Source organism: Kitasatospora brasiliensis, from assembly GCF_032654805.1.
Classification (GTDB): domain Bacteria; phylum Actinomycetota; class Actinomycetes; order Streptomycetales; family Streptomycetaceae; genus Kitasatospora; species Kitasatospora brasiliensis.
Genome location: NZ_JAUOOW010000001.1, coordinates 1,013,918 through 1,027,049 on the forward strand (window position 1 = coordinate 1,013,918; position 13,132 = coordinate 1,027,049).

Here is a 13,132-nt window from a genome sequence, read left to right on the forward strand (position 1 = left end):
CGGGGCAGCGGGCGGCGCCGACCACCGACCGGAGCACTTCTTGTCCATCCACCGCTACGGCCGCACCATCGTCACCCTGCCGGACCCGGATGACGACCCGTACCTGGGAGTCGTCAACTCCCCACCCAGGCCCGGCAGCACCGTCACCGAGTTCCGGTACACCGACCAGGACATGCGCGACCTCGACCTCACCGAGGCCGATCTGCGCAACGGCATCCTCCACAACCTCACCGCCCAGCGAACCACCATCGAGAACGTCCGGTTCAGCTCCGTCCGGATCACCGCCAGCGACCTCGGCTCGCTCCAACTGAGTGGCAGCAAGGCATCCCGCACCCTGTTCCGCGACTGCCGGCTCATGGGCGCGACCGTCACCGGCGCCGTCTGGGACAACGTCCTGTTCGAAAACTGCCGCCTCGACTACGCCACGTTCAACCAGATCCGCGCGAGCGGTCCGCTCGTCTTCGACCGGTGCGTACTCACGGAGGCCACCTTCACCGGCTGCGACCTCACCGGCGTGGTGATGCGCGACTGCGTGCTGCGAGCCACCGGGTTCGATTCCGGCACACACAAAGGCCTCGACCTCAGCGGCAGCGATCTGTCCACCATCCGAGGCGTCGGCAACCTGCGTGGGGTCGTCATCAGCCGCGGCCAGGAGCACCAGCTCACCGAGGCCCTCCTCGCCGAGCTGAACGTCACCTACAGCGAGGACCTCCCACAGCACCACTGACCGTCCTCCGAAGGGAGGCTCCGCGTGGGGCCGTTCATCGTCTTCACCGACTACGCCAAGCTCCGCGACCGCTGCCAGATCACCACCGTGGCGGTCGCGCACGGCCATCCAGCCTACGAAAACGGGGCGGTGGTCCCGGCCGACCGGTGGACACCCATCAGCCCCGTCGAAGCCGACTTCCTGCGCGCACCACGTCACCCACCGGCGGCCGAGGCCGTCGAACTCATCGCCTTCCCTGCCCCGCGCACGCTGGACTCCGTGGACAGCCCCTGGTGGACCGTCCATCCACCGTTCACCCCCGCGCCAGGCACTCAGTACGCCAACCACGCCACCAGCCCCGCAGGCGACCTCACCGTCACGGTGAACCCCGCGAGCGGAAGGCGGCTCGGCATCCACCTGGACAACTGGGACCGCCTCCCGTACGCCCACCGCCGGCTGTCCCGACGCAGGCTGTGTTTCAACGCGGGCCCCGGCTCCCGCTACCTCCTCGTCGGCGACACCGACGCACCGACCATCTGCCAACGCCTCAGCAGGGACGGCCCAGCGCACTACCCGCACACCGACGACATCCGGGCCTACGTGCACGCCGGGCATCCACTGCGCTGCCTGCGGCTGCGACTCGACCCCGGCGAGGGATACCTCGCCCCCACCGAGCTCCTGCCCCACGACGGCTCCACCATGGACCTCCCTGAGCCCTCCACCGCCGCGTTCTGGCTCGGCCGCTGGCCGATCAGAGCGTTTCCGTCCCTGATCTGACCGACTGGAGAGAGGCCACCAAGCGTGACCACGTCCGACACTCTGCGCGCCGCCCTGGTCGACCAGCTCACCGCGAGGGGCGCGCTCACCGACCCCGCGTGGACCGAATCCGCCACCGCCGTGCCGCGCGAACTGTTCGTCGGCAGCTACTTCGCCCCCACCGACAGCAGCGCTCCGACGAGCTACCGAGCCGTACGCCAGGGTGACCCCGGGTGGCTGGAGGGGGTCTACACCGACCGGACCCTCATCACCCAACTCGACGGCCGCACCAGCCCGGAGGACATCGCAGAGCAGCCAGCGACCGGCGCGCCGTCGTCGTCCTCGACGCTGCCCTCGCTCGTCCTCGGCATGTGGCAGCAGCTCGGCGCCGACGTCGGCCATCAGGTGCTCGAAGTCGGCACCGGGACCGGCTACTCGACGGCCCTCGGCGCGCACCGGCTCGGCGACGGGAACCTCACCAGCATCGAGTACGACCCCCAGGTAGCCGCCCGCGCGGCCGCCGCCACCAGGGCCGCCGGCTTCGCCCCGCGCCTCATCACCGGCGACGGTCTCGGCGGGGACCCGAACGGTGGCCCCTTCGACCGGCTGATCGCCACGTGCTCGGTCCGGTATCTGCCGATGGCCTGGCTCCGTCAGGTGAAGCCGGGCGGGCGCGTCCTGGTCACCCTGTCCGGGTGGAGCTACGCCAGCGCTCTGGCCTTGCTCGACGTGACCGGCCCCGGCGAGGCCGTCGGCCGGTGCCTGCCGGGCTACACCAGCTTCATGATCGCCCGACCCCACGACCGGCCGCCCCGCCCGACCCTGGCCCTGCTCCCCGGGGAGCAGCGCGCCAGCCGGATCGACCCCGCGAAGCTCGACACCTGGACGGGCAGTTGGGTCGCGCAGCTCGCAGCGCCCTCGGCCGAACGGATGGGCGCCTGCGGGCAGCAGATCCTCTCGGACGTGGCCACCGGATCGCAGGCCCGGACCATGCCCGACCCTGACGGCGGGTGGACGGTGGTGCAACGCGGGCCGCTCCGCCTGTGGGACCAGGTGGAAGCGGCCATCGAGGCCTGGCAGAGCGCGGGCGAGCCGCATCAGGACGCCTTCGGCATCACGGTCTCGGCGGCGGCACAACGCGTCTGGCTCGGCAGCGAGGACGGCCCGGGTTGGCACCTGCCGATCTGAAGCCGTCAGAAGAGCATGAGTGCGCAGGAAGTCGGCCCCACCGACTTCCTGCGCAGCCCCACGGCCTGATGTGTGTCAGAACACCGGCGGGCGGCCCAGCCTCGTCATCCGCCACACGGTGCTCCACCGCATCGGCCGACGCGGTGGACACGGAGTGCGCACGCCCTCCAAGAGCCCGGACCACCATGCCCGAAGGCCGGACAGCGGCGGGCGGCGGAGCAGTGTGTACAGCGTCCAGGAGGTGAGGTAGACCGGCACGAGGATCGCGGGCAGGTGACGCTTGGCCAGCCAGACCCGGTTGCGGGCGGTCAGCCGGTAGTAGGTGGTGTGCCGGGCCGGGTCGGTGCGGGGGTGTTGGAGCAGCAGGTCGGCGCGGTAGTCGATGCGCCAGCCGGCGTCCAGGGCGCGCCAGGCGAGGTCCGTCTCCTCGTGGGCGTAGAAGAACTCGGCGGGAAACAGCCCCAGGAACGTGGTGACCGGCCCGGACGACAGAGGGTCCGATGCGCCGAGGCGGGGGACGTGCCGACGCTGGGTGTGCCCGGTCTCGTCCGCGACGCGGAAGGACACGATCCCGAGCCCCGGGTCCCGCTCGAAGGCCTCCCGGAGCAGGCGGAAGGTGTCGGTGCGGGGCAGCAGACCGTCGTCGTCCAGGTCGACCACCACGTCCACGCCGCCGAGTTCGCGCAGCCGCTCGACGCCCACGTTGCGGCCGCCGGGGATGCCGAGGTTCTCCGGCAGTTCCACGGCGTCCACCCAGTCCGGCAGTTCGGGCAGCTTCGCGCCCTGCCCGAGCACCACGGTCCGCACGCCGCCATCGCCGCCGCCGCTGCCGTCCTGGGCCCGCACCGAGTCCAGCAGCGCCGTCAGCTCCGCAGGCCGGTCCCCCATCGTCAGCACCACCACGCCCAGCGTGACGCCCATCGCACCGCCTCATGTCGAGGAACTCTCAGGATCTCGCCGACACCGTCCCACAACGTCGGCTCCCACCAGTGCCCGAAGGCTCCTGGTTCACCCGTAGGGGGCTGGGGCCCGCCCGGCGATCATTCCCAGCGCCAGCCGTTCTTGTCCTCGCAGGTGAGGAGGTGCCCGGCGGCATCGGTACCGGTGCCGCCGTGGTTGGGGCAGAGCCGGCCCCGGACGATGCAGTTGCCCTTGGAATCGGTGGTGCAGCCGGCCGCCTGGTGCTGCGCGGGCGCGGGCTGCTGCGGCGGCGGGGTGTGCGCCGGAGCCGGTTGCCCGCGTCCGGCGGAAGGAACTCGTCGGACGGACTCCGGATGACTCGGCTATCGGCAGCTGCATCACGGCAGGAGTACACACTTTCGAGTTGAAGGCGGCGCGGCGCACTGACTTTCGAACGCAGCAAGGGATCGAACGTACACAAAGCGATCTCGCGGCGGCACCCGCTCAGGGAATCCAGTCCGGCCGCACCGGGAAGCTCTCCGCGAATTGGTCGATGACGGCCGCCATGCCGCTGTCCCGCTCTCCGCCCGGTCCGCTCAACTCGCTTCTGATACACGGCCGTTGCCGTTCGCGGACGCTACCGATCCACCCCAACGGGAAGAACCAGGGAAAGGGAGGCACGGTGGGACGAAGAGCGTGGATGGCAGCGGCGACGGTACTGGCACTGGGCGCCGCAGCCTGTACGGAGCAGTGGGGTGGCGGCGACACGGCGATCCGGCCCGTCGTCACTGCGAGACCGGCGCCGACCGGGGGCGGGTACGTCCTGTCCCAGGCGGCCCCGGCGTCGGCACAGTGGATCGCGGACGCCCTGAACGGGTTCAGCAGCCTGGACCCGTGTCCGAGGCTCTCCCGGCAGAACATGATCGTGCTCGACCCCGGAGACCCGCATCACCCCGCGACCGTGGCATGGCTGGGCAACGGCACGGCGATCTGCCTGGGCGCGCTCATGTGGGACCTCCAACCCAGCCTGGCCTTCGCCTCCAGTGACTCGATCGACTACCTGGCAGACCAGACCAGACCGACCGAGTTCGGGAACGGGCGCTTCCTCGCCTGTTTCGCCATCTTCCCCGGCGCTGTGTGGCAGGTCGCGATCAAGGACGACGACCACGCCTTCGGGCCGCCCCACCAGCGAACGGTGGACTACGGCGGCGGCCGGGAGTTCACGATCGTCGAGTACGCCGACCTCAAGCCGGGCTCGGGCACTCGATAGCGCCCAGGCCCGGGCGCCGACGTGCGCCCGGGCCCGCCCGACGGGTGTCAGTGCGCGGCGGCCTCCCAGTTGGGGCCGACGCCGACGGAGACGTCCAGCGGGACGCGCAGCGGGTAGGCGCCCGCCATCTGCTCGCGGACGATGGCCTCGACCTGCTCGCGCTCGCCCGGGGCCAGCTCCAGCACGATTTCGTCGTGTACCTGGAGCAGCATCCGGGAGGTGAGGCCGGCGGCGCGCAGCGCCTCGTCCACCCGGAGCATGGCGATCTTGACGATGTCGGCGGCCGAGCCCTGGATCGGGGCGTTGAGGGCCATCCGCTCGGCCATCTCGCGGCGCTGGCGGTTGTCGCTGCTGAGGTCCGGCAGGTAGCGGCGGCGGCCGAGCAGCGTCTCGGTGTAGCCCGTCGCCCGGGCCTCGTCGACGACCCGGCGCAGGTAGTCCCGTACGCCGCCGAAGCGCTCGAAGTAGGTGTCCATCAGGCCCTGGGCCTCGCCGGGCTTGATGCCGAGCTGCTGTGAGAGCCCGTACGCGGAGAGGCCGTACGCCAGGCCGTAGGACATCGCCTTGATCTTGCGGCGCATCTCGGCGTCGACCGCGTCGCGCGGGACCTCGAAGACCTGGGAGGCGACGGTGTTGTGGAGGTCCTCGCCGGAGAGGAAGGCCTCGATCAGCGCCTCGTCCTCGGACAGGTGCGCCATGATGCGCAGTTCGATCTGCGAGTAGTCGGCGGTGAGCAGCGACTCGTAGCCGGTGCCGACGACGAAGGCGCGGCGGATCGCGCGGCCTTCCTCGGTGCGGACCGGGATGTTCTGGAGGTTCGGGTCCTGCGAGGAGAGCCGGCCGGTGGCGGCGACCATCTGGTTGAAGGTGGTGTGGATGCGGCCCTTGGGCGAGACCGTCTTGAGCAGGCCTTCGACGGTGGTGCGCAGCTTGGCCTGGTCGCGGTGGCGCAGCAGGATGACGGGCAGTTCGTTGTCCGTCTGGGTGGCGAGCCAGGTGAGCGCGTCGGCGTCGGTGGTGTAGCCGGTCTTGATCTTCTTGGTCTTGGGGAGGGCGAGCTCGCCGAAGAGGATCTCCTGGAGCTGCTTGGGCGAGCCGAGGTTGAACTCGTGCCCGGCGGCGGCGTGCGCCTCCTCGACCACGCGCTGGATCTCGGCGGCGAACTGGGCTTCCAGGCCGGTGAGCCATTCGCGGTCGGCGGCGATGCCGTAGCGCTCCATCCGGGCCAGCAGGGCCGCGATGGGCAGTTCCATGTCGTGCATCAGCCCGGCGGCGCCGACCTCGGCGAGGCGGGTCTCGAAGAGCGCGGCGAGGTCGAGCACCGCGCGGGCTTCGAGCATCAGCGCCTGGGCGTGCGCGGTCGGGTCCTCCTCCGGTGCGTCGAAGGTGAGTTGGCCGGTCTCGGTGGCGGGGGCCGGGGTGAGCGAGCGGGCCAGGTACTCCTCGGCGAGCACCTCCAGGGTGAAGGTGCGGCGGCCGGGCTTCTCCAGGTAGGCGGCGAGCGCGGTGTCGGCGGCGACGCCGGCGATCGTCCAGCCGCGCTCGGCGAAGGCGCGCATGACCTGCTTGGCGATGTGCAGGGCCTTGGGGGCGCCGGCGTCGGCGAGCCAGGCGGCGAAGGCCCGCTCGTCCTCCTCGGCGAGCAGTGCCGGGTCGAACCAGGCGGCGGATTCTCCTGCGGCGAGGGCGACTTCGGTGACTTCGCCGGTGCCGAGCGCCCACTGGTAGACGGCGGCCAGGGCGACGGTGGTCTTGCCGTCGGCGGCGTGCTCGGCCAGCCAGCCGGCCAGGGTGCCCGGGTCGGTGAGGAGTTCGCCGTCGACCTCGACGCCGGGGGCGAGTTCGGCGTCGGCCGGCTCCTCACCGGTGGACGGGTCGATGCCGAAGACGCGGTCGCGGAAGTTGGCGTTGCGGAACTCCAGCGACTCCATCAGGGTGCCGACGGCGCCCTTGTCGAACGGCTTGCGGTCCAGGTCGGCGACGCCGAGTGGGAGTTCGACGTCGCGGACCAGCTCGGTGAGCACCCGGTTGCGCTTGACCGAGTCGAGGTTGTCGCGCAGCTTCTCGCCGATCTTGCCCTTCACCTCGTCGGCGCGGGCGACGAGTTCGTCGAAGGAGCCGAACTGGTTGACCCACTTGGCGGCCGTCTTCTCGCCGACGCCGGGGATGCCGGGCAGGTTGTCGGACGGGTCCCCGCGCAGCGCGGCGAGGTCCGGGTACTGGCGCGGGGTGACGCCGTACTTCTCGGCGACCTTCTCCGGGGTGTAGCGGGTGAGCTCGGAGACGCCCTTGGTCGGGTAGAGCACGGTGATGTGGTCGGTGACCAGCTGGAGCGAGTCGCGGTCGCCGGTGACGATGTCGACGTCGTAGCCCGCCGCCTCGGCGGCGGTGGCCAGGGTGGCGATGATGTCGTCGGCCTCGAAGCCCTCGGCCGTCAGCCGGGGGACGTGCATGGCGTCGAGCAGTTCGCCGATCAGGCCGACCTGGCTCTTGAACTCGTCGGGCGTCTTGGCCCGGTTGGCCTTGTAGTCGGGGAACTCGACGGAGCGGAACGTCTGCCGGGAGAGGTCGAAGGCGACGGCGAGATGGGTGGGCCGTTCGTCCCGGACGGTGTTGGCGAGCATCGAGGCGAAGCCGTAGACCGCGTTGGTGGGCTGGCCGGTGGAGGTGTTGAAGTTCTCCACGGGCAGGGCGTAGAAGGCCCGGTAGGCCATCGAGTGCCCGTCGAGCAGCATCAGCCGGGGCCGCGGGCCGGCCCCGCCGCCACCCGTCGCGCCCTTGTCCGTACTCTGCGTAGCCACGTCAACGTCCGTTCCTGCCGATTCCACTACCGGCCCCCGATCCTATGGCCCGGCACTGACAAAAGGGACGCCGCGCCGGTCCGCCGGGAGCTGTTACCAACGAGTAGGACGGTCGTACGATCGCAGGCGGCAGATCCCCGAGCGGCAGGAGCTCCCCATGACCGACGCGGTCCTCGACACCGCCCCCGACGGCACCCCCGAACCCGCCCCCGGCCACGCCCCGGTCCTGAAGATCCCGCAGGACGTGCTGGACCACTTCACCAAGCTCGGCGTGAGCCCGGAGACCTTCTCCGGCGGCCACCTCGGGGAGAAGCTCGGCATCCGGATCGTCGAGGCCTCCGGCGACCGCGTGGTCGGCACCATGCCGGTGGAGGGCAACCAGCAGCCGTACGGGCTGCTGCACGGCGGCGCGTCGGCGGCGCTGGCCGAGACGCTGGGCTCGATCGGGGCGATGCTGCACGCCGGCCCCGGCCGGTACGCGGTCGGCGTGGACCTCAACGCGACCCACCACCGCTCGGCCACCTCCGGGCTGGTGACCGGGGTGGCGACGGCGGTGTTCAAGGGCCGCACCGCCGCCACCTACGAGATCGCGATCACCGATGACACCGGCCGGCGGATCACCAGCTGCCGACTGACCTGCATGCTGCGCGACCTCTGACGAGCCCCGCCCCACGACGTCCGCACGGCCTCACCACAACGTCCGTACGGCGTCCATGAGTTCACTCAGGACAACATCAAGTCCCTTTTCCGCCCCCTTGTTTGACCACCTGCCACCCTGGGCAGGCGTTGGTCTGGACAAGGGGGCGTCGGCATGCCCGGGGGCGGCCGACGCGGATCCCGTGCGCGTAACACTGCGTAACAAGTAGGAAATCCGATCAATTGCCCGTTCCGGGGCCTCCGAGCACCCCGGAGCGACTTCGCCGCACCCTCGCCGTCCGCAATACGGACACTCAAGGCCGGAAGCAGAGCGCCGGACAGCGGTGTCCGATTATCGGAGCTGCCAGCTGCAACCCCTATTTCTGGGCCTTACATCACCCTACCGATGCGTAAAAGCCCGTGATCACCGGATCGATCGAGCCGGAACGACCGAATACTGAGACAGATAATCCGTGTGCTCATAACAAGAGAATCACAGCCTGCTCGCACTACTGCCCGAGCCGCCCGACGACATCTAGAGTCACGGCCAGTCACCGCGCCATTCGATTGGGCCCGGCCCTCCGCGCACTCCGGCTCCCGCCACTCAGGCGCGGGCGCCTCCTGAACCGAAGGGGACCCCTCGTGCGTCACCGTTCAGCACTTGTCGTGAGCATTGCCGTGATCGGCGCCCTCAGCCTCAGCGCCTGTGGTTCCCGCGGAGAGAAGAGCAGCGGCACCGGCGGCAACGCCAACTCCGGTGACGTCACCGTCGTCATCGGCGTCGACGCCCCGCTCACCGGCGACCTCTCCGCCCTCGGACTCGGCATCCGCAACTCCGTCGACCTCGCGGTCAAGCAGGCCAACGACACCAAAGAGGTCCCCGGCGTCAAGTTCGAGATCAAGGCCCTGGACGACACCGCCAAGCCCGCCCCCGGCCAGCAGAACGCCACCCAGTTCGTCGCCGACTCCAAGGTCCTCGGCGTGGTCGGCCCGCTCAACACCAGTGTGGCGCAGTCGATGCAGCAGATCTTCGACGACGCCAAGCTGGTCGAAGTCTCCCCCGCCAACACCGGTGTCGAGCTCAGCCAGGGCGAGAAGTGGGCCAGCGGCGTGAAGAAGCGCCCCTTCCAGTCCTACTTCCGCACCGCCACCACCGACGCCATCCAGGGCCCCTTCGCCGCCCAGTTCCTCTACAACGACGCCAAGAAGACCAAGGTCTTCCTCATCGACGACCAGAAGGCCTACGGCGCCGGCCTGGCCTCCACCTTCAAGGGCGAGTTCACCAAGCTCGGCGGCACCATCGCCGGCGAGGAGCACGTCAACCCCGACGACCGCGACTTCTCCGCCATCGTCACCAAGGTCAGGAGTTCCGGCGCCGACGCCGTCTACTACGGCGGCGAGTACCCCGCCGCCGGCCCGCTCTCCCTCCAGCTCAAGGAGGCCGGCATCACCATCCCCATGATGGGCGGTGACGCCATCCAGAGCGGCGAGTACCTCAAGCTCAACCCCAAGAGCCAGGGCGACTTCGCCACCGCCGTCGGCCTGCCCGTCGACAGCCTCGACACCGCCAAGAAGTTCATCGCCGACTACAAGGCCGCCGGCTACAAGGACGCCTACGAGACCTACGGCGGCTACTCCTACGACAGCGCCTGGGCCATCATCCAGGGCGTCAAGGCCGCCAAGGCCGGCGGCAAGGAGCTCACCCGGGTGGCCGTCCGCGACGCCGTCCAGAAGGTCTCCTTCGACGGTGTCACCGGCAAGGTCAGCTTCGACGAGTTCGGCGACACCACCAACAAGCAGCTCACCGCCTACACCGCCAAGGACGGCAAGTGGGCGGTGGAGAAGTCCGGCACCTTCAAGGGCTGAAGCACCGTCTGACGCTCCGTCACCACCAGCTCCACCAGCGCCACTTCACCACCACCGCGCGCGGGGGCGCCACCAGTGCCCCCGCGCGCACCCACATCCACCACCCAAGCGGACACCCCCGAACGCACTACGGAGGCCCAGCGGTGCACGACCTACCGCAGCAGCTGGCCAACGGCCTGATCCTCGGCGCCCTCTACGGGCTCGTCGCGATCGGCTACACGATGGTCTACGGCATCGTCCAGCTCATCAACTTCGCCCACGGCGAGATCGTCATGGTCGGCGGCTTCGGCGCCCTGACCGCCTACCTCGCGCTCCCCGGCGGCACCACCCTGTGGCTGGCCCTGCCGCTCATGCTGATCGCCGGCATCCTGGTCTCCACCCTCACCGCCGTCGCCGCCGAGCGCTTCGCCTACCGCCCCCTGCGCAACGCCCCCCGGCTCGCCCCGCTGATCACCGCGATCGGGCTGTCCATCTTCCTCCAGCAGCTCGTCTTCTCCTTCTACCCGGACGCCAAGAAGGCCCGGGTCTTCCCCAAGCTCCCGGGCGACCCCTTCAGCCTCGGCTCCGTCACCATCCAGCGCAGCGACCTGTTCCTGATCATCGCCGCCCCGCTGTGCATGCTCGCCCTCGGCTGGTTCGTCACCCGCACCCGCTCCGGCCGCGCCATGCAGGCCACCAGCCAGGACCCGGACACCGCCAAGCTCATGGGCATCGACACCGACCGCATCATCGTCATGGCCTTCGCCATCGGCGCCGCGTTCGCCGCCGTCGCCGCCGTCGCCTACGGACTGCGCAGCGGCCAGGTCGACTTCCGGATGGGCTTCCTCCTCGGCCTCAAGGCCTTCACCGCCGCCGTCCTCGGCGGCATCGGCAACATCTACGGCGCCATGCTCGGCGGCCTCGCCCTCGGCCTCGCCGAAGCCCTCGCCACCGGCTACATCCAGCACCTGCCCGGCATGCACCTCTTCGGAGGCGGCGCCTGGAAGGACGTCTGGGCCTTCGTACTCCTCATCCTCGTACTGCTGATCCGGCCCCAGGGCCTGCTCGGCGAACGCGTCGCGGACAGGGCGTGACCACCATGACGACCACCGAGACCACCCCGGTCATCCCGCTGCCCACCCGCGCCGCGGCGGCCCTCACCGGGCTCGGCGCCCTCGCCACCGCCGGCTCCGCCGCCCTCCACTGGACCTGGACCCCCGACTTCCCCGGCGACCTCACCTACGACGGCTCCCCCGCCGGCCTCCAGTGGCTCGCCCTCGTCGCCGGCCTCCTCACCCTCCTGCTGCTGCTCGCCTCCCAGGGCGTCCCCGGCCTGCGCTGGGCCGCCCCCGCCCGCAGCAACAACGCCGTCCTCTACGCCGCCACCGGCGCCCTCGCCGTGGCCGTCTACTCCGTCGCCGCCATCTCCGCCGAACTCGGCGGCCTCGCCAACCTCGAACCCGGCGGCTGGATCCTCGCCGCGGGCGGCCTGCTCGCCGCCCTCGGCGCCCTCGGCCTGCCGCTGGACCGCCGCACCGCCGTACCGCTGCGCATCCTCGACAACCGGCTCTTCCTGCTCCTCGCCGCCGCCCCGATCGCCTGGTTCGGCGCCCGCGCCGTTCCCGGCGACAAGCCCGTCGCCCCCGTGCTGACCGCGCTGGCCGGCGGCGTCGCCATCGCGGCCGGCGCCGTTCTGCTGCTCCAGCTGGGCCACCTCGCCAACAGCGCACTGCGCCTCGGCCGGATCGACCGCCCGCTCGCCGCCGCGCGCACGCTCCCCTCCTGGGTCGAGGTCCTGCTGATCGTCCTCGCCTTCGGGCTCGGACTGTTCGCGATCACCTTCGGCATCGACACCGAGTACGGCGAACTCTTCATCGGCTACCTGCTGTTCGCCGGCCTCGCCGCCCCCGCCCTGGCCAGGTCCGGCCTGATCACCCGGCTGCGCGCGCTGACCGTCAAGCACCGCCCGGTCACCACCGGCGCCGCCTTCGCCGCCGCCGCCGGCTTCCCCTTCACCCAGACCAGCGACCAGTACACCTCCGTCGCCACCAACATCCTGATCTTCGCCACCGTCGCCCTCGGCCTCAACATCGTCGTCGGCCTGGCCGGGCTGCTCGACCTCGGGTACGTCGCCTTCCTCGGCGTCGGCGCCTACGCCGCCGCCCTGGTCTCCGGCTCCCCCGCCTCGCCCATCCACGTCCAGTTCCCGTTCTGGGCCGCGATGCTCACCGGCGCCGCCGTCTCCATGGTCTTCGGCGTCCTGATCGGCGCCCCCACACTGCGGCTGCGCGGCGACTACCTCGCCATCGTCACCCTCGGTTTCGGCGAGATCTTCCGCATCACCATGCTCAACCTCAACGGCACCACCGGCCCCAAGGTCACCAACGGCTCCAACGGCATCCCGCGCATCCCCGACCTGGACATCCTCGGCTTCGACCTCGGCAAGCCGCACACCGTCGCCGGCATCGAACTCGGCCGCTTCTCCAACTACTACCTGCTGATGCTGCTGGTCACCGCGCTCGTCGTGCTGGTCTTCGCCCGGGTCGGCGACTCCCGCATCGGCCGCGCCTGGGTCGCCATCCGCGAGGACGAGACCGCCGCCGAAGCGATGGGCATCAACGGCTTCCGCCTCAAGCTCCTCGCCTTCGCCCTCGGCGCCCTGCTGGCCGGCCTGGCCGGCACCGTCCAGGCCCACGTCAGCTACACCGTCACCCCCGACCAGTACACCTTCGCCGAGGCCCTCCCGCCCAACTCCGCCTTCCTGCTCGCCGCCGTCATCCTCGGCGGCATGGGCACCATCAGCGGCCCGCTGGTCGGCGCCACCCTGCTCTTCCTCATCCCGAAGAAGCTCGAATTCCTCGCCGACTACCAGCTCCTCGCCTTCGGCGCCGCCCTCATCGTCCTGATGCGCGTACGCCCCGAAGGCCTCATCCCCAACCGCCGCCGGCAGCTGGAGTTCCACGAGGCCGCCGTCCCGGCCCAGGGCGCCGACGAGCCGACCGCACTCACCAAGGCAGGGGCGTGACCCAC

The 13,132-nt window shown here is 70.8% G+C and carries 10 protein-coding genes; 8 read left to right on the forward strand and 2 right to left on the reverse strand.

Annotated elements, in window-relative coordinates; all coding sequences use genetic code 11:
- Nucleotides 1-40 precede the first annotated feature (40 nt).
- From QWJ13_RS04640 to tgmC, 3 genes are read left to right on the forward strand one after another with little or no spacing between them, the layout of a single operon-like run.
- Nucleotides 41-727 (forward strand): pentapeptide repeat-containing protein, encoded by a 687-nt coding sequence (locus QWJ13_RS04640; RefSeq protein ID WP_316520658.1) that lies wholly within the window; start codon nucleotides 41-43, stop codon nucleotides 725-727.
- A gap of 24 nt (nucleotides 728-751) precedes the next feature.
- Nucleotides 752-1,483 (forward strand): hypothetical protein, encoded by a 732-nt coding sequence (locus tag QWJ13_RS04645; protein WP_316520659.1) that lies wholly within the window; start codon nucleotides 752-754, stop codon nucleotides 1,481-1,483.
- Between the two features lie 24 nt (nucleotides 1,484-1,507).
- Entirely contained in the window at nucleotides 1,508-2,650 is a 1,143-nt protein-coding gene (gene tgmC / locus QWJ13_RS04650; protein WP_316520661.1) for an ATP-grasp peptide maturase system methyltransferase, read from the forward strand.
- Nucleotides 2,651-2,725: 75 nt separating this feature from the next.
- Here tgmC and QWJ13_RS04655 read toward each other — a convergent pair whose 3' ends face one another.
- Nucleotides 2,726-3,571, reverse strand: a complete 846-nt coding sequence (locus QWJ13_RS04655) for a glycosyltransferase family 2 protein (RefSeq protein ID WP_316520662.1) — start codon at nucleotides 3,569-3,571, stop codon at nucleotides 2,726-2,728.
- A gap of 679 nt (nucleotides 3,572-4,250) precedes the next feature.
- Here QWJ13_RS04655 and QWJ13_RS04660 point away from each other — a divergent pair.
- A complete protein-coding gene (locus QWJ13_RS04660; protein ID WP_316520664.1) occupies nucleotides 4,251-4,820 on the forward strand; it encodes a hypothetical protein in 570 nt (189 codons plus the stop codon).
- A 47-nt stretch (nucleotides 4,821-4,867) separates the two neighbouring features.
- Here the strand turns inward: QWJ13_RS04660 and polA are convergent, their stop codons facing one another.
- Nucleotides 4,868-7,555, reverse strand: coding sequence for a DNA polymerase I (gene polA, locus QWJ13_RS04665; protein WP_316521660.1), 2,688 nt, complete (start codon nucleotides 7,553-7,555; stop codon nucleotides 4,868-4,870).
- A 223-nt stretch (nucleotides 7,556-7,778) separates the two neighbouring features.
- Here polA and QWJ13_RS04670 point away from each other — a divergent pair, with 223 nt between their 5' ends.
- The 4 genes from QWJ13_RS04670 (at nucleotide 7,779) to QWJ13_RS04685 (ending at nucleotide 13,127) form a co-directional block, all read left to right on the forward strand.
- On the forward strand, nucleotides 7,779-8,279 hold the full coding sequence (locus QWJ13_RS04670; protein ID WP_316520666.1) for a PaaI family thioesterase: 501 nt from the start codon (nucleotides 7,779-7,781) through the stop codon (nucleotides 8,277-8,279).
- A gap of 620 nt (nucleotides 8,280-8,899) precedes the next feature.
- Nucleotides 8,900-10,123: a branched-chain amino acid ABC transporter substrate-binding protein gene (locus tag QWJ13_RS04675; protein WP_316520667.1), complete on the forward strand. Its 1,224-nt coding sequence runs from the start codon at nucleotides 8,900-8,902 to the stop codon at nucleotides 10,121-10,123.
- 143 nt (nucleotides 10,124-10,266) lie between these two features.
- Nucleotides 10,267-11,196, forward strand: a complete 930-nt coding sequence (locus QWJ13_RS04680; protein ID WP_316520669.1) for a branched-chain amino acid ABC transporter permease — start codon at nucleotides 10,267-10,269, stop codon at nucleotides 11,194-11,196.
- Between the two features lie 5 nt (nucleotides 11,197-11,201).
- Nucleotides 11,202-13,127: a branched-chain amino acid ABC transporter permease gene (locus tag QWJ13_RS04685; protein ID WP_316521662.1), complete on the forward strand. Its 1,926-nt coding sequence runs from the start codon at nucleotides 11,202-11,204 to the stop codon at nucleotides 13,125-13,127.
- Nucleotides 13,128-13,132 lie beyond the last annotated feature (5 nt).